At 47.9% G+C, this 23,215-nt stretch carries 14 protein-coding genes; 11 read left to right on the plus strand and 3 right to left on the minus strand.

The window, feature by feature from the left end; all coding sequences use genetic code 11:
• Positions 1–9: 9 nt before the first annotated feature.
• From J2736_RS15885 to J2736_RS15900, 4 genes are all read left to right on the plus strand, one after another.
• The gene (locus J2736_RS15885) at positions 10–900 is read left to right on the plus strand and encodes a carbohydrate ABC transporter permease (protein WP_310499580.1); all 891 of its coding nucleotides are present in this window, start codon (positions 10–12) and stop codon (positions 898–900) included.
• Between the two features lie 110 nt (positions 901–1,010).
• On the plus strand, positions 1,011–2,810 hold the full coding sequence (locus J2736_RS15890; RefSeq protein WP_310499581.1) for a sensor histidine kinase: 1,800 nt from the start codon (positions 1,011–1,013) through the stop codon (positions 2,808–2,810).
• The gene (locus J2736_RS15895; RefSeq protein ID WP_310499582.1) at positions 2,803–4,485 is read left to right on the plus strand and encodes a response regulator; all 1,683 of its coding nucleotides are present in this window, start codon (positions 2,803–2,805) and stop codon (positions 4,483–4,485) included. The genes J2736_RS15890 and J2736_RS15895 overlap by 8 nt, the downstream gene beginning before the upstream one ends.
• Positions 4,486–4,524: 39 nt before the next feature.
• On the plus strand, positions 4,525–7,509 hold the full coding sequence (locus J2736_RS15900) for a family 78 glycoside hydrolase catalytic domain (RefSeq protein WP_310499583.1): 2,985 nt from the start codon (positions 4,525–4,527) through the stop codon (positions 7,507–7,509).
• 43 nt (positions 7,510–7,552) lie between these two features.
• Here the strand turns inward: J2736_RS15900 and J2736_RS15905 are convergent, their stop codons facing one another.
• The 3 genes from J2736_RS15905 to J2736_RS15915 form a co-directional block, all read right to left on the minus strand.
• Positions 7,553–8,509: a sugar-binding transcriptional regulator gene (locus tag J2736_RS15905; RefSeq protein WP_310499584.1), complete on the minus strand. Its 957-nt coding sequence runs from the start codon at positions 8,507–8,509 to the stop codon at positions 7,553–7,555.
• Positions 8,510–8,631: 122 nt separating this feature from the next.
• Entirely contained in the window at positions 8,632–10,299 is a 1,668-nt protein-coding gene (locus J2736_RS15910; RefSeq protein WP_310499585.1) for an MORN repeat-containing protein, read from the minus strand.
• A 242-nt stretch (positions 10,300–10,541) separates the two neighbouring features.
• The gene (locus J2736_RS15915) at positions 10,542–10,928 is read right to left on the minus strand and encodes a DUF4280 domain-containing protein (protein ID WP_310499586.1); all 387 of its coding nucleotides are present in this window, start codon (positions 10,926–10,928) and stop codon (positions 10,542–10,544) included.
• A gap of 253 nt (positions 10,929–11,181) precedes the next feature.
• Between J2736_RS15915 and J2736_RS15920 the strand changes: the two genes are divergently transcribed.
• The 7 genes from J2736_RS15920 (at position 11,182) to J2736_RS15950 (ending at position 23,165) form a co-directional block, all read left to right on the plus strand.
• Complete coding sequence (locus tag J2736_RS15920; RefSeq protein ID WP_310499587.1) at positions 11,182–14,487, plus strand: stalk domain-containing protein; 3,306 nt, start codon at positions 11,182–11,184, stop codon at positions 14,485–14,487.
• 16 nt (positions 14,488–14,503) lie between these two features.
• Complete coding sequence (locus J2736_RS15925; RefSeq protein WP_310499588.1) at positions 14,504–17,272, plus strand: adenylate/guanylate cyclase domain-containing protein; 2,769 nt, start codon at positions 14,504–14,506, stop codon at positions 17,270–17,272.
• Positions 17,273–17,287: 15 nt separating this feature from the next.
• The gene (locus J2736_RS15930; protein WP_310499589.1) at positions 17,288–17,791 is read left to right on the plus strand and encodes a GNAT family N-acetyltransferase; all 504 of its coding nucleotides are present in this window, start codon (positions 17,288–17,290) and stop codon (positions 17,789–17,791) included.
• 30 nt (positions 17,792–17,821) lie between these two features.
• Entirely contained in the window at positions 17,822–20,881 is a 3,060-nt protein-coding gene (locus J2736_RS15935) for a HEAT repeat domain-containing protein (RefSeq protein ID WP_310499590.1), read from the plus strand.
• Between the two features lie 31 nt (positions 20,882–20,912).
• The gene (locus J2736_RS15940; RefSeq protein ID WP_310499591.1) at positions 20,913–21,329 is read left to right on the plus strand and encodes an ATP-binding protein; all 417 of its coding nucleotides are present in this window, start codon (positions 20,913–20,915) and stop codon (positions 21,327–21,329) included.
• On the plus strand, positions 21,326–21,661 hold the full coding sequence (locus tag J2736_RS15945; RefSeq protein ID WP_310499592.1) for an STAS domain-containing protein: 336 nt from the start codon (positions 21,326–21,328) through the stop codon (positions 21,659–21,661). The genes J2736_RS15940 and J2736_RS15945 overlap by 4 nt, the downstream gene beginning before the upstream one ends.
• Before the next feature lie 76 nt (positions 21,662–21,737).
• Positions 21,738–23,165: a PP2C family protein-serine/threonine phosphatase gene (locus J2736_RS15950; protein ID WP_310499593.1), complete on the plus strand. Its 1,428-nt coding sequence runs from the start codon at positions 21,738–21,740 to the stop codon at positions 23,163–23,165.
• The last annotated feature ends 50 nt before the right edge of the window (positions 23,166–23,215 follow it).

The following is a 23,215-nucleotide window of genomic DNA, read 5'->3' on the forward strand; positions in this document are numbered from 1 at the left end:
GACGATCGATTGATTCAGGATACATCTCTATCCTCTAGAATATTTACAATTTGGAACTATGCGTTTCTAATTGGGCTTTCGTTAGCTTGTGTATTTCCAATTGTGCACATATTTTCCATATCTTTAAGTTCGGATATTGCTGTTGCAGCGGGGCATGTGAAGCTGTGGCCTGTGGATTTTACAACGAATGCCTATCGCATTGTCCTTGGGAAGGTTGAATTCCTTCGCGCAATTGGCATAACGATGCAGCGAGTTTTACTCGGTGTAACGCTTAATATGCTCATGGCCATTCTGATGGCGTATCCACTCTCGAAGGAGAGTAAAGTATTTCCAATGCGAACGCTATATGCCTGGATCGTCGTAATTACGATGCTATTCCACGGCGGGCTGATTCCGACCTTTATGACCGTGAGAGCAACTGGGATTTTAGATACGATTTGGGCGCTCGTTTTGCCTAACGCGGTTCCCGTCTTTAACGTTCTGCTGCTGCTCAACTTTTTTCGCAGTCTGCCGAGAGAGCTGGAGGAGGCTTCGATGATGGATGGAGCGGGCCATCTGGTTACACTGCTTCGCGTCTACCTACCACTATCGCTTCCAGCCCTCGCGACCATCGGCTTATTTAGTACAGTCGGACACTGGAACGCTTGGTTTGACGCTATGATTTATATGAATACACCGTCGCACTATCCGTTGCAGACTTACCTTCGAACCATCGTTATTGATCTCGATCTGACCTCATTGACTGGGACGGGAGATACGCTTAAGGAATATGACAAAATCTCGGCAAGGACGGTGCGGGCCGCCCAAATTTTCTTGGGTGCATTACCGATTTTGATGATTTACCCCTTCCTGCAGCGTTACTTCACGAAGGGGATCGTAATGGGAAGCGTTAAGGAATAAATCTCGTTAGGAGCGGGGAAATCTCTTCGATCTTTAAGCAGAGCAGGAGCTTCCTTCATGTGTGTGGAAACCATAGAAAGCAATTTTTGTGGAGAAAGTTGAAGGGAGTTATGACATTGCGACACTTGCAAAAGCTGTTCAAACTGTATCCGAAGCTGATTCTGTCCTTTCTCATTGTCCTGACGCCTGTATATGCCATCAGCCTGATGATGAATAATTACGCCGAGCGTAATGTGCAGGATAAAATAGAAGAGTCTATGAAATCCAGTGTTAATTTTTATATTCGTCAACTAGAAAGCGACTTCAACCGTATCATTCGGATGCAGGAAGAATTCGTTAACGATCGAGACGTTGGTTTGTTAAGCGGCGCTGGGGAAATATTTAACGACTTTGACTGGCGAAACGCTGTCATTAATACGAGGAGTCGCTTAACTAGCTTGCGCAATTTGAATAGCTACGTACGGGAGGCAAGTATTTACTTACCTAGCGAAAAAAGATTGATTTCCTCCGCTGCCGCTTATGGGCAACTGAGCGAGGTGGAGTATGACTTGTTAAAAAGTGCGAGCCGACAAGTTGGCAACCCGTTCGTTTACGGCGATGATCGCTTGTATGTGAGCTTTCCCTTTTCTAATTTGGCGTTAATTAACGGTCGCGAACCTCGTTTTCTTGTCAGCGCCGAGATCGACGGCACTGCCGTCGGCGATGTCTTAGATACGATGAAGATCGACGGCAACGGCGGTGCGTTTGTAGTCGGGCACGATGAAAATTGGCTGCTCCACGGTAAAACAAGCAGTACAGACTTTATGCACGCCATAATGGACAGCTTGCAGCTGAGCCGTGCTGAAGGTGAAAAAGTGCTTCGTATTGATGGTCAAACCTATTGGGTTAATATTGAAAAATCGCAGAAGCTAGGCTTTTCTCTGATTATGTATATGCCTGAAACGCAAATGCTGGGAGCTTTGAAGCAGTTCCGAGTCTGGTTCTGGGTGTTGTCTGTCATTTCGGTACTGATTATCATTGTGTTCTCTTATTGGATCTTCTTGCAAATACATCAGCCTTTACGTCGATTAATTCAAGCTTTCAGAGGTCTTGAGAATGGCACTCCCGACAAAGAACTTGTTTACAAGCGATCGGATGAATTTGGTTACTTGTATCAGCAGTATAACCATTCCGTTAGCCGGATTAAAGAATTAATTCATGAAGTGTATGAACAGCAATACCGAGCCAATTTATCCGAGCTGCGACAGCTGCAATCGCAAATCAATCCGCATTTTTTATACAATAACTTTTTTATTTTATACCGTATGGCCAAAAATGAAGAAAACGATAATATTGCTCGTTTCACTTCGTACTTGGGTAAATATTTCCAGTTTATTACCAGGACGCAAAAGGGGCAGATTAGCCTGGCGGAAGAGACAGCTTTTTCACAAACCTATGTAGATATTCAATCGTTCCGTTTTGAGGATCGTATTATTGCCCGTTTTGCTGAACTGCCTGAACATTATGCCAATGTGGAAGTGCCGAAACTCATCTTGCAGCCGATCATTGAGAATGTCTACCATCACGGTTTAAGCAATACGCTGGAAGGCGGCTTGTTGGAGGTACGCTTCAAGGAAGAAGGCAATAAACTGTTCATTATTGTGGAAGATAATGGAGAAGAAATGCAGCAAGCCGACTACGACGAACTGCAACACAAACTGCAGGCATCTTCAGGATGGAGCAATGTTGAAACGACTGGCGTCATCAACGTTCACCGCAGATTGCGGCTTGAATTTGGCGAGGAAGGCGGTGTGGTTTTTAACCGCAGGCCTGGTGGAGGAAATCAGGTTATTCTATGCATTCCGCTTGTCCAGGAGCATGCCGACAAGATAGCAATCAGCGAGAAGGGCAGGGAGTCAATTCATGTATAAGCTGTTAATCGTGGACGATGAGCCGAGAATCGTAAACGGCCTGTATGAGCAGTTCTTGGATTGGGGAGATGTTGAGCTTGAGGTGTATCGCGCTTATTCAGCAGTCGAGGCTTTGCGTATTGTCAGTGCTGCGAAGATGGATATCGTTCTTTCCGATATTCATATGCCAGGGATGAGTGGGTTGCAGCTGCAGCCCAAAATTATGGAGCTGTGGCCTCGTTGCAAAATGATTTTTTTAACTGGTTATGGCGACTTTGACTATATCCAATCTGCGATGCGTCATGGCGGTGTGGATTATATTCTGAAAATAGAAGGCGACGAGCCGATCTTCGCAGCCGTGCGCAAAGCGATCGCTCGTCTGCAGGATGAATTAGAAGTAGATCGGATCATTCAAGGAGCCAAGCTTCAAGTGCGTGAATCGCTTCCCTTGCAGCGGAAGGAGCTGCTCATGGGGTTGCTGGAGGGAGAGTTCGAGCCGAGGGGGACAACCCTGACGCGGATGAGAGAGCTTGAGATACCGCTAGATTTTAAAGAAGAGGTGCTCCTTGTTGCAGGGCGGATCGATGCTTGGCGGCAAGACGTCGTCAGTTCATACGACAAATCCCTATTCGTTTATGGGGTGCAAAATATTGCTGATGAATATTTAACCCCATTAACAAAAGCATCCTGCAGTTTGCGTGGTTCGGAGTTCGTTTGGTTTATTCAGCCTGCGGCCTCAGAGCTGCACGAGGTGGAGGAGCGTTGGCGCAACTGCGAAATGTTCGTACGCGACACATTGTCGGACATTCAGGCCAGCTGCGCGAAGCTGCTCGATGTGCAGCTATCGTTCGCGGTCAGCGCGGCTTCGTGTGAATGGGAAGACCTGAGCATACAGCATCTCAAGCTGCAGCAGATGTTCCGCCAAGGACTTGGCGAGGGCAAGGAAGTGTTGTTGTTTGAGCCGAAAACGGTAATGTCCGAAGCGGGGGAAACGAGCAGAACGATAGACATAGCCGCACAAGCGGATGGAGCACTTTTGAGTCAAAAAATGAAAAAGCTCGAATGGCACCTAGAAAGTGGGCAGAAGGAAGAATTCATTCCGTTATTCGGGGACATTACTCGTACGCTTGAAGCGCTTGCTGCCACTTGTGGTGAGGGGATGCCGCTCATTATTGAATTTCGGTACGCGCTGAGCGGCATGTTCTTGACGTATCTGAATCGTCGGGGTTTATTTGCCGAAGTGTCACGACGGATGAGAACGGAACCACTGCTTAACATCTCGTTGCTCCCTGTATGGCGCGAAGCGGAAGCCTATTTAGCTGAATTGTCCGAGCTGCTATTCTCGCTGAAGCAAAGTGAGCAGAAGGATCGCGTTTCTCAAATTGTTGCCGCCGTCAACCTATACATTGAACAGCACATTAGCGAACCGTTATCGCTTGATATATTAGCGGATCACGTCTATCTGCATCCAACGTACTTGTCCAGATTATATAAAATTTCCGCTGGAATTCGAGTCACCGACCGGATTAAAGAGCTGCGCATGAAACGGGCAAAAGAACTGCTCGCGAACACGCGGCTTAAAGTCCATGAGGTCGCTGTAGATGCAGGGTTTGAGTCCGCCCATTATTTTGCCAAGGTGTTCAAAAGAGAAATGAATCTTACCCCGCAGGAATATCGCACGATGGTAACGGAGTGATTCGCGGTGTAAGGACATCAAGGGGGATAGCAAGTAAATATGGCTATATCGTCAAAGGACTGGCAGGCCTCATGGATTTGGTGTGATGGCGAAGAAAGCCCGCGCAATGAATGGCACTGTTTTCGCAGGACATTCGATGTGCCGGCGTCAGGTTGGCGGGAGGCTGACATCTCCGTCACCGCTGATTCACGCTATGCGCTTTATATAAACGGAACGTTGATCGGACGAGGACCCGTTCGCAGCTGGCCGCACGAACTAGCTTACGATACGTATGATATCCGCCCTTGGCTAAAGCCTGGTGAACCGAATTCGGTTGCACTCCTGGTGATGCATTACGGGCTTTCTACATTTTCTTATATTCGCGGGCGCGGGGGTCTGTTAGCCCAGATCGATTGGACTTCAGGTGAAGGTGAGAACCAAGATGAAGGCTGGATTGGGACGGATGGTGCTTGGAAAACGGAACGGCACAAGGGCTATCAGACGCGTTCGCCAAGGATGTCGTTGCAGCTTGCCTTTGCTGAGTGGGTTGATGTTGGGATTTGGGATGAGCAGTGGTGCCAGTCAGCTTATGACGATCGCGATTGGGCGAACGCCTTTGTGATTGGCGAGGTAGGCATGGCGCCCTGGGTGGAATTAACCCCTCGGGATATTCCATATTTAACAGAGGAACGCATATACCCGTCTAGAATTGAATCCCTACATCAAGTAACTCCGCTGCCATGGACCGCTTATTTAGATGCACGTTCAATTCTCGTAAGTGATAGCACGCATGGTAATTCTACGGTATACGCAGGGCATGTGGGTACGACCATTCGCATGTCAGAACAAGCGAGCATCACGATCGGCTTTGCGTATGTACCGCCTTTCTTACATGCGGTTTGTGTGGATGGCATTCGGTATCCGAAGTCGAGTCTCAGGGGGCAAGGCAGTCAGGATCTCTATTTGGATGTGGATCTGATAGAAGGTGAACACTTGCTGTTATTTGAGCTGGCTGGCTCAGATCATGGCAGAGGAATATTTATGGGGATTAACTGCGAGGTACCGTTTGAAGTGATTTCCCCTGTAAATGCTGGCGAGGCGTTCTCGCCTTTTATCTCCATCGGAGCTGTAGAAAACTATGAATATATTGATCATGTGGTCGATGAACAGCAAATGGCTCAGGATCGACTTATTCAAGCGTGTGCAGGTAAAGAAGATTTGGTCGCAGGGCTGGACGACAGTAGTAAACGATTATATGAAGCTTTTTGCAGCATTAGCACTTCCAGTTCAATCAATGAAATAGTTAAGCTAGGAGTCCCGATCGCACCAGCTTCGCTGGCCTTTGTCAGCCCTGAATCCGTCTACACATTGACGGCTTGGAAAAAGCATGCGATTCAGAAGCCAGTTCCTGCGAGTTTACAGCAAGCGGTCATGGCGCATGTCGGATATGCAGAAGTTCCAACCTTTGGGGAAGATGATACAGAGTTTATTATTGATTTTGGCACGGAATGGTCAGGCTATCTTTCATTTGAAGTGGAAGCAGATGCAGGGACAGTGATGGATTTCTTCGGTGTTGAATATATGCAGGAAGGTAACGTCCACTACACGCATTACTTGGACAACTCGCTGCGCTACGTCTGCCGTGAGGGTAGACAAACGTACACCTCTCAAGTACGGCGAGGCTTTCGGTATGTGATCGTTACCGTACGCAAAGCGCAGCGTCCCGTACGATTATACAGCGTGAACGTTTTGCAAAGTAACTATCCAGTAGCCGAGGTCGGACAGTTCCGCTGTTCGGATGCCAGATTGAACGAAATATGGGAAATGAGCCGCCATACCGTCAAGCTATGTATGGAGGATACGTATGTCGACTGTCCGGCATATGAACAAACGTTTTGGGTTGGAGACAGCCGCAATGAAGCGTTAATTACCTATTATTTATATGGCGCAGAGTCTTTGGTCAAGCGTTGTTTGAATCTTGTGCCTGGTTCAAGGGGGCAGACGCCTCTTTATGCAGATCAGGTACCTAGCGGCTGGAATAGTGTTATTCCGAATTGGACTTTCTTCTGGGTGATCGCCTGCCACGAATATGTGATTAGAACCGGCGATTTGGATTATGCACACGAGATATGGCCGCATGTGGCATATACGCTGGAGCACTATGAACAGTTATTGGATGTGAACGGACTGTTAACCATGCAGGCATGGAACTTCTTAGATTGGGCGCCCTTGGATCAGCCCCGTAACGGTACCGTGACCCATCAAAATATGTTCCTCGTTAAAGCTTTCCAATCCGCATCACAGCTATCAGCTTTGGCTGGGATGGCGTCAGTAGGAGAGCGATTCACACAAACAGCGGATGCGCTGCGACAAGCGATCGAGACACATCTATGGTCAGAGGAGCGACAGGCCTATCTGGACTGTGTGCATAGCGATGGACGACGTTCGGAAGTTTTCAGTATGCAAACGCAAGTCGTCGCGTATTTGTGCGATATTGCGAGCAATGAGCGTAAAGCGAATGTGGAGCGATACTTAGAGTCGCCGCCTGAAGCGTTCGTCAAGATCGGCAGCCCATTCATGTCATTTTTCTATTATGAAGCATTACTCAAAATGGGGAACATGCGTAAGCTGGTGGATGATATCCGTCTGCAATATGGGCGTATGTTGGATTATGGAGCCACGACCTGCTGGGAGACATACCCGAAAACGGATGGTCCTGATCCTACGCCAAGCCAATTAACGCGTAGTCATTGTCACGCTTGGTCGTCAGCACCTGGGTATTTCCTGGGAAGTGCCGTATTGGGAGTAACTTGTGAGCAGACAGAGCAGATAGGCTGGCGCGATGTGGTTATTCAGCCTAACCCATGTGGGCTTACATGGGCGAAGGGGAGCGTTCCGCTGCCCGAAGAAGGGCGTATCGATGTCTCTTGGAAAATTCAAAGTGATGGCCGGATTTATATTAAAGCATGGGCTCCAGCCGAACTGAACATATCGATCCTGCTTCCCGAAGGGATGGAAGGAGCAACCGAGCTGCACGTAGTGTAGCTCGGTTTGTTTATTAAATTTATGTTGGGGAGGCGAAGCTAAGTTATTCGGTTGCCAGCAGCTCGCGCGCGGTCTCTTCGGTTGTAATCAGGACATGAATAAGCTGACCCTGCAAGGCACCTTGAATCGCCTTCTTCTTGCTCACCCCATGAGCAACGCCGATGCGAAGCTCAATTTGCTGAAACTCTTCAGGGGTGGCGCCAACGACACGGCTGCTAAGACTAGGTTCGGAGAACACGCCTTTTTCATTATAAAAATGAAAGATTAGATCGCCAACGCTGGAAGCGGACAGCGCTTGACTGCCTAAACCTGGTACCAGATTTGACGTAATAATGGTGGCATCTTCACCGGTATGGCCAATTCCGACGACAGCGGCGTCTATCTTCTTAATTTCAGAAACTATTTCTTGTATGCTTGGGTCTTGTAAAAAGCTATTTTTGACTTCCACGTTAACGGCGATCGCAGGCGCGGGGAGCAAGATAGGTCTGCAGCGAAGCGATTGCGCCCATAATTGAATAACGGTTGCAGCGGGAACGAGCTCTTCTTTGGCGCCGGACCCGCCGGAAAGCTGGATCACCTTTAAGCCAGGACGCGGATCGCACAAATGCATTTGAGTGCCAACGGCATGCAAGGTTTTCCCCCAACCTAGACCGATGGAACCGTGTGTAGGAAGGATAGAATTCAAATATTGGCTAGCGAGTACCTCGAAGGAAGTGCCTGATTCGTCAGAGCGAAAAATGACACAATCCTTCATCTTGAAGCGTTTCATAAGTTGGCTTTCCAAATCTGTATGACGGCAGCCATCCAGATCGGAGCGGATTTGAAATTGCACAATCCCTCGCTCTCTGGCTTCGCTCAGGAAACGAGCTACAGAAGAACGGCCAATGTTCAATTGCTCGCAAATTTCCTGCTGACTCATTTCGAGTACGTAATACATACGGGAAATTCTCTCTAGGAAGCTTTCTTTTGACAAATGCTCGTTATTCTGTGTTTTCGTCATGAGTGAGTGGCCCCGTTTCAATTATGGACATAAGTTTCATTTCTAATCAATTGCTCGAGTTAACTGAATCATATCACAAAAACCCCGAAGTGACGATATGGGGCAAGTCACTTCGGGGTCGTTTATTTGGTGGAGCTCACCTGCAGCAGGTGAGCTTCTTTCGTTGCGTTGAAATGGGTGAGTGTAAATAGATAATCACCTTTAAAGTAACTATTCTTATAGGCGCCAGCACCAGCGCCAACCTCCAGCTCCATCACACTGTAGCCAGCTTCGTTTGGCTCAGTCAGCTTTTTGAAGGCCTCGATAGCTGGTTGCAGCAGCGCCAAAGGCTTCGAGCCCCAGATGCTAAGCGATGTGACGACCGCTTCCTTCGGGTTTGTCTTCGACGGCTCTACCAGCAGCGACAGCTGGTAGGCCGGGTAGCTCAGCAGCAGCTTCACGCCGACTGGCGCTGCTGCGCCCGCATTCGTGCCAGCACCTGCGGCTGGCACAACAACCCCGCCGGCGCCGTCAGCGGCCGGCTCTACACCGGAGGCGTCTGCGACCGCCGCCTCCTGGCCCGCGAGCATGACGCTGTCATCCTGCAGCGTCACTTCCGCCGGTTTGCCCAGCAAGTCTTCGACTTTCTTGCTGGACAAACCGATGAAGCTCGGCAGGCTGATCGCGCCGCCTGCCCAGAAGCTACGCAGCAGTGGCGCGCCGTCTGCGTCAAACAACGTGCCAAGGCCGTCATAGACGCCAGCCTTGAAATCGCCTTTATAGACGAGTTTGCCCAACTCGTCATAGGCTTCCCCGGCGCCGGTTAAGGCGCCGCTCTGGAACGCGCCCTTGAGGCGCGGTACGCCTTTTTCATCAAAAGCCACACCTTCTCCGCCATACTGGCCTACAAGGAACTGACCTTTATATTTCATCATGCCGCTAGGGTAGAACTCCGTACCATCTCCCGAATAGCTGCCATTTTTAAAGCTGCCCTCGTAAAGGAGAATGCCCTTCGCATCATACAACTTACCGGCCCCGTTATATAGACTAGCCGAGAATTCACCTTCGTATTGAGCAATGCCTCCGGAGGAGAAAAGCTTTCCTGCCCCATTGTACATGCCCCCGTTGAAGCCTCCTTCATAGAGCAAATCACCGCTCGGAGCATATAATTTGCCGGCACCGCCGAATACCCCGTTTTGAAACTCACCGATGTACACGACTTTCTGTTTTTCATTATATAGCGTACCCGCACCGTTATAGGCATCAGCGGTAAAAGCTCCTTTGTACAGGAGATGCCCTTGCTCATCATAGAGCGTACCATTTCCGGATTTCAGACCTTTTTCATAATCCCCCTCATACGCGAGAAGGCCATTGGCATGATACAGTTTACCTTTTCCTGAATAAAGACCATCCACCAGATCACCTACGTAGCGTGCTTCTTTTTTGGGATCGACAATTTTGCCATTCCCAGAAAAAGTGGTGAGCTTAGGGGTGTTTTCTTGGAGTACAGGTACACGATTAAACCATTTATTCACGATCTTAGGCGGGCGAATGAAGATGAAGAAAATAAGAACTAGAATGAACAATACGATGAAAATAAGCAGTCTCTTAGAGATGTAGTAGGAGCCGATCAATACGTAGTTTTTCAGAGAGGATTCACGAGTTTGAAGCATCACTCGCATCATTTGTTGAAATTTAATAATCGCTAACTTAGGCAGCCTTCCAACGGTTAAGATGGCTTTCATAATATGTCCGATGAAAGGTGCTACGATAGGCTTCAGCACTTTTTCAATCGTTTTGATCGGCTCCAATGCGTTCACTCCTTATTTCATTAGTGTCTCCAGCAAGTACCCGGTTGCATCAGCATCCTAGGCATATCTCATGGTTTCTTGTGAGAAAGCTCTCTCACGGCTATCCCCTTCGCTCAGTTCCGAAAGCGTCGATTCATCTCCTGAGCCAATGGGATAGTGGCCATAATGAGACTGTCGATTGGAGCAGGGGCACGTTCGGACCATCGGAGCGCACGTTAAGGCCCGGCTCGGACCTCAAATATCTACGGTACCTGAATCGTCATTTGACCAGGCTGCTGTATGGAAATAACGCCGCCCCAATTGCACATGCATTTGGAACTGTTATTTAAAGCTGGCATGTTGGCGACAAGAACAGTGGGAGATCCGGGTGCCCAAGGTGCTGCTGTGACAGGGATGCAAGGCATTGGTGTCAATACGCCAAGAGCTGCGGCTGTCGCCGCTGCAACCATTGGATTCGATGGTGAGTTGCACATACCGAACGGTAAAATATTTACCATGGGCTTATTATCCATGATGTTGGCGATAGGCATCGCGGTCATAACCATATTGGCAGGAAGTACCATTAATGAGCCAGGTGCAGCACCGAACGTGCATTGCAGCATCGCACCGCCGCATACTAGATTCCCCATTGTAGCAGCCCCTTCCTTAAAAAATTATTTCCCGTGCAATATTCGGCAAATTTCGCTTATCTCATTCTTTTATACTACTAGAAAAGGTTATAAGCGGCAATCTAATCCTATCTTCGATTATTTTCGCTATTTTTCCCTAAAGAATGGATGCGAGAGTCGTAGAGATATTGTACTATAAAGAGAGAGAAGTACGTGAGCGGAGGGGTTTATCCTGATTGGTTTAAAAATGGTGAAAATAGGGCTGGCTTGCCTGTTGGCAACATCCTCAATAATCGCTGTAAGTGTTCATGCAGAAGCCGCTGGGGTCAAGGCTTTAACCATGCGGGAGGCTATTGATCAAGGGCTTAAAAGGAATACCCAGCTTCGCGATGCCAGAACGGATGTTCTGAAGAAGCGGATTGAATTAGAGCAAGCTCAGCATACGGTAAACAATGAAGAAGCCAAAGCTTCCGGATTATTCGCCAAGCCTCATAATTTAAGTCAGGATATAAGCACGCGTTTGAAGGTGCCAGATGCGAGGTCGCAGTTGTTTATCGCGCAAGAAACATTGCGGCAGCAATCAAATACAGCGCGATATGACATCGAGAAGGGCTATTTAACGGCCTATCAAGACTCTGTGGCGGAGGAGCGTTCTCGTAAGAAATATGAAGAAGCGAGAAAAGCGGTAGATACGGTAAAGACGAAGCGGAAATATGGTCTGTCCGATGCAGCTGAACAAGACAAAGTGGACAAAGCGCTTGAGAAAGCGGCGTCCGATTACAAACAAGCGCAATTGACGGCAAAGTCGAGCCGGTTGGCTCTAGGTAAATTACTTCAGCTTGATATGGAAAATAAAGTGGATCTCTCCTTCCGGCCTGACTACGCGGATTTAAATCAAAAGAGGCTTCCTACTTACATTGCTATGGGTCAAAAATCGACCATAAGCCTCTTAAGAGATACAGAAACTCGGCGTTTGGCGGATGAAAAGCTGAACACGACTCGCAATTTATATAGCAGTAAATTTGGTCCGGCTCGCATGAGGGTGATGGATGGGTTATTCAAAGAGAAAGAAATGGATATGGAACTGTTTCAAGCGAGCTATGATGAAACGCTTGGACGAGTGAAAGAGGATTGGCAGGGCTTTTTTATGCTACTGGGGTTCATTCCAATTCCCAAGTCATTGCTGCAAGGTGAATTTGATGGACTGCGTTATTTAGATGACCTAACGAATGCGTTGCCTTTAGCGACGATGGAACAGAATAAGGCGCAGCTGCAAGAAGTCGAAAGCCGAAACGCAGTTATTGCGGATATTAGGCAATCGTTTTTAGAGGCGAAGGGAGCCGAAGAGGGCTATGCGCAAGCGCTGCGTGATCGAGATAATGCCGTTGCAAATTTGGCGAAGGCGAACCAAAAGCTCAAGCTAAGCTTAATGAAAGCAGAGGAGCTGCAGCTGTACAAGGATGCGGTTGAGCAAGCGGATCAACAGATTGTGGCTGCACAGATTGCTTATAAAATGGCGCTCGGCAAGCTCGATTTAGGAACAGGCGGAGCTGTGAATCGTACGCTTCGCGAAGGGATACTGCCGTATCGTGATATCGATGATGGCTTGTCGCCAATGAAACCGGAAAAGCCCAAAGCACCTGTAGGTACTTGGAAGTTAAAGCCAGCGGTGGGGCAATTGCTTAGCGATTTCAGCATTAGTGTAAGCAAAAAGCTGGGTGCTACGGATTACGCCATTTTTACTAAAACGGGTAAACGTGTTGGGAAACTGACTAAGATTAATAAGTCTGTTCGTAATTTAACACTGAAATTCAGTCAAATAGATCAGCTGAAGGTCGTGCTTTATAAGAAAGGAAAAGTGATTCAAACACTGCCACTGGATGGCAAAGGAAGCACCGGACAGTTGGTTGTTCCAAGCACGGAGGACGGTGCGAGCACAGGTGACGGTAGTGGGACTGTCGGTGGCGAAGGTGGTACAGGCACTACTGGAACTGACGGTCAGGCAGGAAGCGACGGAAGTACTGGAAACACAGGTATAGACGGGAATTCAGAGAATACCGGAGAAGGAGAAGGAGAAGGCGCAGATGGTGAGGAAGGTTTGGGGACAGTCATTATTGGTTCCTATAAAGTAAAGCTGGAAGCCTTAACGCCAGCAGCTTTTCAAGCAGCTACTGCTACGATGGCAACATCCGGACAAGGCATGGTGTATCAATCTGATGCACCTGGTGCTGCTTGGATCGGCATGGACGATGCGTTAGATCCTGAAGATTTAACCAACCCATCTAGTTCATCTGTCCTATCCCAAAAGGCTGTAGATGCGCTTAAGGTGACGGTTGAAATCAAGGAGCCTGGCACGATTGCATCGTTAGAGACACCTGAACAGCTGCAAGGCAAGATAGATACGTTGAAACAAGATATTGAGAAGCTAGAGGCTGCTAAGAAAGATGCTGTAGCAGCTATGAAGTTGAATGACATCGCGGATATTGCTGTGCAACTGGAGGATGCGAAAGCCCAGCTAGGCATGCTGGAGGCGCTGCTCAAAGGCGACACCAAAGCCGCACTCGCGCAGATGGCGCTCGTGAACAACCCGGACGCGCTGATCGCAGCGCTGTCCGAGGAAACATCGCCGGCTGAGCCTGGCGATGGCGGTACTGGCGGCGAAGGAACCCCCGCCGCCGGGGATCAGGCCAGCGAGGATCAGCTGGCCTCCAAAGCCGAGCTCCAGCAGCAGAAGCTGGAGCAAGCCCTCGCCGCCGGCGAGCCGGAAGCCGCTGCAGCCATGCTGCAGCAGCTTCTCGCGACGCAGGCGCAGCTCGTGGATGCGCAAGTAGGCGCATCCGAGGGTCTGGCTTCGCTCGAAGCAGCGAAGCAGAAGCTTGAGGCTGCGCTGAGCGCAGCGCAGGCGCAGCAGGACACGGAGCGGGTGGCGACGCTGACCCGCTCGCTCGAAGCCGTCGACGCAGCGAAGCTGTCGACGCAGAAGGCTGCGCTGTTCGCGAAGCTGGACGCGGTACAGGCCTTGCTGGCAGAGCTGCCAGCGGATTCGGCCGTACAAGCGCAGCTGGAACAGCAGGTCGAGAAGCTGCTAGGCGAGCTTCAGCTCCAGGAGAAGACGAAATACGCGCCTGAGGAGCTGCAAGAACTTGCAGCAGTCGCCGAAAGCTTAGCGAGCATAACATCCATCCCTGCTACGGCTGATTCGGCAGAGATTCCTGTCACGATTCAACCTCTTTCGTCAGAAAACGTGCTTTCTTCCAATATTTCTATCAAATTCACGGCTCCGCCTGTTATAATAAATGGACAAGCCTATTTACCTATACGAGCTGTTTCCGAATCGTTCGGAGCGGCGGTAGATTGGGACCCTGAGAGTTTTACAGTCACCGTGAGTACGGAATATACAACAATTACGAGTTCAATTAACCAAGTTACCGCCTATATGGATGGGCAACCTATCGTGATCGATGGGCCATCCTTGCTGCTAGATGGTAGGACCTATGTGCCATTAAGATTTATTTCCGAGTCTTTAGGCCTGGGTGTTGACTGGAACGCAGCGATGCAAATCATTCAGATTACCAATTAAGAGGAGATTACAAGCGATGAAGAAATCGATTGCGGCATTGCTGCTCGTCTTGCTGCTACTAGGTGCTGCAGGTACTTATCTGGGCACGCATCAAGAGAGCATCCAGCTGTGGCCTTGGAAAAAAAGCATGCCTTTCGATGGATTATCGAAGGCCATCTCAGACTCACAAAATAACTTATTCGTCATCGATAACGCCAAAAAAACGATTCACAAATTGAATGCCCAGGGTATTCTCCAGTTCTCCATTACAAGTGATACTGGGAAAAATGGAGAAGTGTATCGTTTTAACGATATGGCCGTTGATGATCAAGGGTATTTGTATACGATTCGTACCTTGTTAGATCCCTATGGGATCGCGGTGAAATCCGAACAGATTGTACGCTACAATCCAAATGGTGAATTTGATCGCAGTCTATTCACACAGGAGTATAGCGATTCACAGAACAAAAGATACCGACTTGGCTCTTTGCGCAATGTGCAAGTGCATGAGGGCATGGTGTACTTTTTTAACGATGAAGTGAAGAAATTATCCTTGTATGAAACAACCACAGGAAATAGTTCTACAACAGAGCCTAAGCTTATGTATACGATTGCGCTTCCTGAGAACAAGTACGTATCAGAAGCAGATGGATTTAAGTTAGGAAGCATCTATTATTCCACGCGCAGTGGTGAGATTTATCGTGCTATGAGCGATGGCCGCTCCGAGTTAATCTATCCGCTTCCCGGGGTAGATCGCACACGACGCAATTTCCCAGAAAGCTTGCACTTGGATAATCAGGGACGGCTCATTTTTATAGATTTTAATTCACGTATGATTACAAGGCTTGATCCGCAACAACCGTATGTATTAGAGGCACTTGTTGACGATGAGAAAGCCAAGGCAAGTGGTGCAGAGCTTGCTTTTGACACGACAGCTAGCAGTATTGGTCCGGATGGCAGCCTCATTATCGTAGAGTCTGCTCAAATCAATCGCCGACTGCCTGATGGTACGATCACACCTGCACTTATTGAAGCGGAGTTTAGTCAGTCTGCTCAAAACCATGCAATTCTGGTCTGGTCGATTGCTGTAGTCTTCATTTTACTGGTGCTGTATGCGATTAGAATTGTGTTTGTTCACCTGTTTAAGAGACGCTTGCCGCTTATGATGAAGCAAGTTTTCATTTTAATACCGGTCGTAGCTGTCGCCATGATTCTTCTCTCTACCGTTATTTACAACAGTTTCTCGAAGAAAATGGAAGAAGAGACGTTCAGTGAGCTGATATTGCTTGCCAAGAATGGTCAAAATCTGGTGGATGGAGATAAGTTGGAAAGCCTCACCTCTCCTCTAGACTATCGAAGCACGATTTATCAGTCGTTCCGCAAGAAGATACAATCTGTCTTCGAGAATAATGCGACTGATGATAACCAAGGATTTTACAAGGCTGTATACAAATATGAAGATGGCGTCATTTATCGTATTTTGGAAGACGATGATGGTATGCATATGTTTAATCCATTCCAGCAAACACCAGAGAATCAACAGGTTGTACTCGAAGGTAAGCCAGCAACAGGCCAATGGGAGGATTTCTCGGGAGAATGGCGCTATGCCATTGCACCAATTTTCAACTCAGCGGGTAAAATTGTTGGTGTTTTTGAAACAAGTAAGAATTTAGATGGGTTGCTAAAGCATCGCCAATCGGTCCTGAATTCGATTATTCGCAATATTGCTCTTATCTCGGTTGGTTTATTGCTGGTGCTTGTGCTAATGACGTATGTTCTTCTCTCTTCCATTCGCAAGCTGCGCAATAGCGTTGGTGAAATTGCCAAAGGAAATTGGGATACGGTTGTCCAAATCAATTCACGGGATGAGGTGTCGGACCTGGGAGACAGCGTCAATACGATGGCTGCTCGGATTCGAGATTACATCACCAAGGTTGAGAATTTCAGTCAGTCCTATTATCGATTCGTTCCACAACAGTTCTTGCGTTTCTTGAACAAAGAAAGCATTCTAGATGTCGAGCTTGGGGATCAAGTAGAACAGAACATGTCGATTTTGATTTTTAACGTTCGAGGATTTTACCAAATATCCAAAAAGCTGTCGCCAGAAGAAAATTTTAATTTTGTTAATTCCTTCCTCAAACGATTTGGTCCGTATGTCCGCAAGCACGAAGGGCTTATGAATAAATATTTGGGGGCAGGATTTATGGCTCTTTTCCCAAATCAGGCTGATGAAGCGCTGCTCGCTTGTGTGGAGATGAGGAAGGAGCTAGATACATACAACGCGCATAGAATAAAAGTGGGGTATTCGCCGATTGATTTCGGTATCGGTTTACATAAGGGGCCTCTTCGTCTTGGTATTATTGGAGAGGAACAACGATTGGAAGGAAATGTAATTTCCGATGGTGTAAACCTAGCGACCATGTTAGAGAAAATGACGGATCCGTTAGGATCATCCATTCTGATCACGGATTCCGTGATTAAGTCCTTGGTTAAGTCTTCTGACTTCCTCTATCGCGATCTTGGTTTGATACAAGTAGATGGTGTGAAAGAGCCACTTCACTTGTTTGATGTTTATCAAGGTGATGCAGATACGATACGCGCTTTGAAAGAGAAGACGAAAGCCTTGTTCGAGCAAGCGGTTATGTACTATCAGGTCGGACGTTTCTATGACGCTCGTGAAGCTTTCCTAATGGTCATTAAGCAAAATCGTCAAGACAAAGCAGCGCAATTGTATTTCTACATGTGTGATGAATACTTCCAACATGGTACGACAGGTGAATGGAATGGAACACTATCGGTTTCATAAAGAGGAGATTGTGACATGCAAGTGAGTCATTTGACTGTACATGAATTAACAACGGAGCAGGATGCTTTACGCATTACTGATTTCTATTTATCGCCAGTATCTTTTGATGATCAGCATCATACCCCAGGCGAACTGGAGCATTTCCGTCATGCGCCAATGCTAAGCTTAACCCAGCGCAATCACCGGCATTGGTTTATTGAAAATGAAGATGGTGAAATCATCGCGGTAACGAGCTGCAAAGAGAATGAACATCAGTCAGGCGGATTCCTGTGGGATTACTTGGCTGTGCATCGTGAATATCGTAGACATGGATTTGCGAAGGTGTTATTTCAAGCATTAGAGACGTTTGCCCGTGCCGCACAGGGGCGTTACATTTTAACCTACACCTGTGACTTGCCCGAATATATCCCGATTCAAAAGATGTTTAGAGCCAATGGCTTCGAATTAATTGGTACGTATCCAAATTATTACTATGAAGGTGAAGCTAGATTGGCCTTCTACAAACCACTGTCCCCTTGACAGATAGACTAATAGATTGGACCTGATGAGATGCAAGGAACCTTAAGAGGGTGGATAGGGCTGCGCACGGAAGACAGTCGGAAGCTTTGGATGATGCTGCCGATCTTTTACTTTAGCGGCATTGCAGAATCCTTGAATTACACGGCATTCATGGCACTTTTTAATCAACGCTTCGGTGTGCAATATTTGCCCTATATTTATATGGTGGAAGCCGCTATTATGCCGCTCGAAGGCTGGCTCCTAGCCAAGCTGGCGAACCGTCTGCCAAAGGCTAAGATGATGAGTACGCTATACGTCATCCTGATGGGTCTGCTCTTCCTGAATGGTGCCGTATTGCTTGGATTTAAGCTCGGAGGCATTGACTATCGCTATTACTATCCGATTCTATTCCTCACTTCAAATTTTGTCGTGAGACAACTTACTTTGCTCCTATGGAGTACTGCTTTCGACTTGTGTCCTACCCAACAGGCGAAACGACTTATGCCTGTGTTCATCGCTGCGACAACGACGGGGGGAATTACAGCAGGCTTACTCGCTCACCAGCTAGGGAAACTTCTAGGTACGGAAGCGGTGTATGCACTAGCCCCTATACTCATGGTGTTCGGTTTTGTCTTTTTCCGTCGAGCGCTTATGCGATATTTAGTCCCGTTAACCTTAAAGGAAGACAAACGACTGAATAAAGTGCAGTTGGTCTCGAGCGCAGAGGAAGAGAAGCAGCAGTCCTCCGGCTACTATGCGAAGCAAATGCTGAAAAGTCCTTTTCTGCTATGTGCCGTTGCACTCATGACACTGATGCCCGCCGTTTATTTTATGATGGAGTATCAATACTTCACAGCTGCGGAGTCGAAGTTCTCTAACGAAGGGGATTTAACCTCATTCTATGGCTTAATTACGGCCATTCAGTTTACGTTCTGTTTGTTATTACAAACGGTATCAACGCGCTTAATGAACTGGTTAGGCGCCAGTAATATGCTACTAGGCATCACACTGCTCTTCTTTGGCGGTTTTGGGCTTACAGCGTTATTCATGAATCAATCGCTTGGCTTAGTGATGGTTTCGGGATCATATGCGGTTTTCTATATTTTGTTGTATTACATTGCAGAGCCTTGTTATCAGCTTTTCTTCAAAATGATGCCGATGACCAAACGGGATGGCTACCGTTATTTCGCACAAGGGGTTGCTGCTTCTGGCGGTATACTCATTGGTTCGCTTTTCTCCGTGCTGCATTCGTTCGGTCTCCTTCAATTGTCGCCTCTTGCCTGGCTTGGTGTCGTGATCGCAGGGATATTGGTCGTTGTAGCTTGGTTCGGTAGAAATCTGTATATTCGGGAATTGGTCAAAAGCGTACAATCTTTGCATGGTGATTTATCGGAGATTGCGAGCTCTTTTATCGGGGGCATTCGCAGTTCCAAGGCTTTATCGGCAATTCTGGCCTATTTGAAGCATCCCAATGATTACGTGCGGGAGCTAGCCTTAGAAATTATTGGTAAAGCGAAGGACTCGGCATTCCTGCCTCATTTGATCCAAATGATTGGAGAAGAGAGCTCGCGGATTCGCATTGCGGTATTACGTGCGATGAACTTGCAGGGGGCGACGATTCAGGACCTCGTGCAGGTGGCTTCCTTTTTGGAAGATGAGGATCCAGAGGTTAGGGCTGAATGTGTGAAGTTAATTTCGAAAGCTTCTCATTTGAGAAGCCAATCTCATTTCTTTATCAGAGTGAAGCTGCTCGATCATCACCCGAAAGTGGTACATGAAGGCGCCAAAGCCTTGTATGCGCTGGAAAGTGAAGAGAGCTTTGCGGCCTGTGATGAAGCGATTATCAAAATGCTGGATACCGGCGGAGAATGGGCTGTCTATGGCTGCCATACCGTAGCCGATCTGAAGCTCGATTCCTATGCAGCTTGGGTCATGTCCTTACTCGATGAGGAACGTCCTGCTGTGAAGGTGGCAGCTGCGCATTGTCTAGGTAAGCTTCAACACGTCGAAAGCATTCCAGTCATGCTGGGGATGGTATCCATGGCAGATCAGGAGCTGCTCAAAGCCATTCTGCAAGCCTTCGTGGATATGGGCAAGAAAGCATTGCCTACACTACTTGAGTACAGTCACCATCCGAATCCTTTTATATGGAATGCCATAGTCACAACACTCGCTGAGCTGTTGGAGGAAGACAAATTGCGTTCCTTGCTGGTGGAACTTTGCGTGCAGCGACTGCAAGCATCGACACAAGAACGAGTGCTGCCGATTGCGCTCGAGGAGCTTGGTCTCATGGGGCTTGCTGAACTAGCGAAGGAGCGCTGTGGTGAGCTCCATGATGCGCTTATAGACGGGGCATGGTCAGTCATGGCTAAGCTCGTTGATGAGCGGATTATTATGACGCTGCGTGAAGCCATTCAAGATGCGAATGTCGAACTCCGTGAGAATGGTTTAGAAGTTCTTGCAGAAGGACTCGGCGATCGCAAATTGGCCTATGCTTTATTAGACCAATTGAAACAAGAAGGCGTGGCAGTTGTCATGGAAGAATTACAGCCGCTGGTGCTGCTTCAAGAGGCTACAACATGGTCAGACAGCTGGCTGAAGGATATTGCTATCTACGCACTAAGTGCATTGGAGCGTGCAGATATGAAGGAAGAACGTAAGTTTTTAACGATGCTGGATAAAGTGATCTTTTTGAAGCAAGTCAGCTTATTCGCGGACTTGTCCGTTGATGAGTTAGGTTTAATTGCGGGAATTGCGACAGAAGAAGTTCATGAGGATTTAACCTATTTATTGCGGCGGGGAGAACCCAATGCGGCCATGTATCTTCTCATTGAGGGCCATGTGGAATTAAGTAATGAGACGGGAGTCGGCGAGACTGCGACGATTGGCGTTTTGGGACCTAAGCAAGCGGTAGGCGAAACAACGGCCTTAGACGGTTCGCCATCGTCTGTTACGGCACAAGCGATATTTGATGAGGTACGCGTCCTCACTTTGCAAGGAGAGAGTTTGTCTCGGTTAGTGAGACTGTATCCGGAGATCGGGATCGGGATGCTTCACGCTTCAAGTGCAAGAGTACGATTGCTGGAAAACATGCTTTTGAAAATGTCGTAGGAGTGATTGTGTGAGTAAGGAGTCCATCGTATTGAGCAACGATTTACAAGAGCTAGAACGTCTAGCAGCCTTTATTCAGGGCTTAGCAGGGACCCTCGGTATGGATGAGAAGTCCCTGTTTCAAATCAATTTGGTCTGCGATGAGCTTGTAACAAACATTATTCTTTACGGCTACCCTTCTGGGTCAAATGGGATGCATACGATTCGCCTTGATGTTGGGCCAACCCCAGACGGTTGGGAGCTCTGTCTGACGGATCGTGGCATTCCTTTTAATCCTTTGTTAAAAGCGACCCCTCGCACTGATTTAAGCATTGAGGAACGCGGGATCGGCGGTCTGGGTATCCATTTCGTCAGGCAGGTGATGGACGAGCTTCATTATGAACGTTTGAATGAGGAGAATGTACTGCTAATGAGAAAAAATCGAATCCAAGAGGAGGGTGTTTCATGAACATTACCGAGCAGCAGCAAGGTGATATTATGCTAGTTAGCTTACAGGGCAGATTGGATGGCAATACATCCGCAAGTTTGGAATCTGCTTTTGCCAAGTTAGTTGAGCAAGGCAACGGTAAATTCGTATTTAATCTGCAAGGGCTGGAGTATGTCAGCAGTGCAGGCTTAAGAAGCTTGCTATCGGCTGCTAAGATGGTCAAAGTCATTCAAGGCAAGCTTGCACTAGCGCGTATGAACGAGCATGTAAAAGAAGTTTTTGATATGTCGGGTTTTAGCAGCATTTTTAAACTGTATGAGACAGAAGATGAAGCTGTTAATGCCATTAAATAATGAGTTGTGCGGTGCTCCGCGAAATCGGAATCGTTAAACTGACTAATGGATGGAATCGGGAAGGAGGCTGAGCTGGATGGAAGTTATACTAGGCATGTTGTGTTTTCTGGCTGTCATCCAGTGGCAGCAAGCGAATCGCAAACGTCAAGCAGCAGAGCTGGAGCTTCAGCGGACGATGCAGCTTTTTGATGTGAGCCTGGAAGTGAACTCAACGATTCGCAAACAAGATCTATTAGTCAAAATCATGGAAACCTCATCCCGAATCATGAATGCGGAGGCATCCTCCGTAATTCTAGTTGATGAGGAAAAGGGCGAACTGTTTTTCGACCTTGCGCTTGGTGAAAAAGGGGACGAGGTGCGTGAAATCCGCCTCAAAATCGGCGAAGGCATTGCAGGCTGGGTCGCGCAGACTGGGAAGTCGGTCAAGATTGACGATGCGGCAGGGGATGAGCGCTGGTCGTCTAAGGTCGCAAAGCGCGTTGATTATCCTACACGTAATATGCTCTGTGTTCCACTTGTCAGCAAAGGGAAGATCATTGGCGTGTTGCAGGTTCTGAACAAACGGGGCGATGCACCGTTCACGGATCGTGATTTGCAGCTACTAGAATCCATTGCTTCACCCACGGCGGCTTCGCTCGAAAATGCCATGCTGTACGATGCTTTGGAGAAGTCCATACATGCATTGAAAGTAACGACGGCAGCGAAGGAACGCATGGAGAGTGAGCTGCGGATCGCAACCGATATTCAAATGGGGTTTCTTCCTCGTAAGGGTTTAAGCTTGGCGTATCGTGGTGTGGATGCTGAGATTGGAATAGGAGGCAATGGCATGCTTCTTCATGCCCAGGCGGAGGCGCAGGCGATTATTCGACCAGCGCGCGAAGTCGGCGGTGACTTTTATGATTATTTTCGCATCGACGAGAATCGCATATTCTTTGTGCTTGGGGATGTCTCTGACAAAGGAATCCCAGCCGCTCTATTCATGGCGGTGACGATGACACTACTCAAAGGTAAAATGTCCGCTGAGTTGACGCCAGGCGATCTACTAACAGCTGTCAATCAAGAGCTCTATAAGGATGACTCCACGATGTTTGCGACGATTTTCTGTGGCGTACTGAACGTGGCGACAGGACAGCTTCTCTATAGTGACGGCGGTCATTGTCCGCCATACATCGTGAGGGCTAGCGGTGAGGTAGAGCTTTTGAAAGGGAAAAAGGGACTTCCGCTTAGCGTCATGGACGACATGGTGTATATGGATAACGAGGTGACGCTAGATCTAGGAGATCGCATCATTGTGTATACGGATGGCATTACGGAGGCGGAAGACCGACTGCAACATCAATATGGCTTTGCCCGACTCCAAGATGTATTGGTGAGGGAACAAGGCAGTAAGCCTGAACATTTGCTCGGTCAAATGGTGATGGATGTGGATCTATTCGCAGATGGCGCTGTCCAATCGGATGATATTGCCGTGCTCATTATTGATCGCAATCCGATCAAAGAGTAAACTCCGCTGAAAAGCGTTGTGATAAAGTTTTATGTTTCCATTAAAAGCTC

Source organism: Paenibacillus qinlingensis, assembly GCF_031455095.1.
GTDB classification, from domain to species: domain Bacteria; phylum Bacillota; class Bacilli; order Paenibacillales; family NBRC-103111; genus Paenibacillus_E; species Paenibacillus_E qinlingensis_A.

What these genes read in the sequence shown, in the direction of transcription:
- J2736_RS15890 (WP_310499581.1), top strand. Translation starts at nt 1,011, where the DNA reads ATGACATTGCGACACTTGCAAAAGCTGTTCAAACTGTATCCGAAGCTG.
- J2736_RS15895 (WP_310499582.1), top strand. Translation starts at nt 2,803, where the DNA reads ATGTATAAGCTGTTAATCGTGGACGATGAGCCGAGAATCGTAAACGGC.
- J2736_RS15900 (WP_310499583.1), top strand. Translation starts at nt 4,525, where the DNA reads ATGGCTATATCGTCAAAGGACTGGCAGGCCTCATGGATTTGGTGTGAT.
- J2736_RS15905 (WP_310499584.1), bottom strand. Translation starts at nt 8,509, where the DNA reads ATGACGAAAACACAGAATAACGAGCATTTGTCAAAAGAAAGCTTCCTA.
- J2736_RS15915 (WP_310499586.1), bottom strand. Translation starts at nt 10,928, where the DNA reads ATGGGGAATCTAGTATGCGGCGGTGCGATGCTGCAATGCACGTTCGGT.
- J2736_RS15925 (WP_310499588.1), top strand. Translation starts at nt 14,504, where the DNA reads ATGAAGAAATCGATTGCGGCATTGCTGCTCGTCTTGCTGCTACTAGGT.
- J2736_RS15930 (WP_310499589.1), top strand. Translation starts at nt 17,288, where the DNA reads ATGCAAGTGAGTCATTTGACTGTACATGAATTAACAACGGAGCAGGAT.
- J2736_RS15935 (WP_310499590.1), top strand. Translation starts at nt 17,822, where the DNA reads ATGCAAGGAACCTTAAGAGGGTGGATAGGGCTGCGCACGGAAGACAGT.
- J2736_RS15945 (WP_310499592.1), top strand. Translation starts at nt 21,326, where the DNA reads ATGAACATTACCGAGCAGCAGCAAGGTGATATTATGCTAGTTAGCTTA.
- J2736_RS15950 (WP_310499593.1), top strand. Translation starts at nt 21,738, where the DNA reads ATGGAAGTTATACTAGGCATGTTGTGTTTTCTGGCTGTCATCCAGTGG.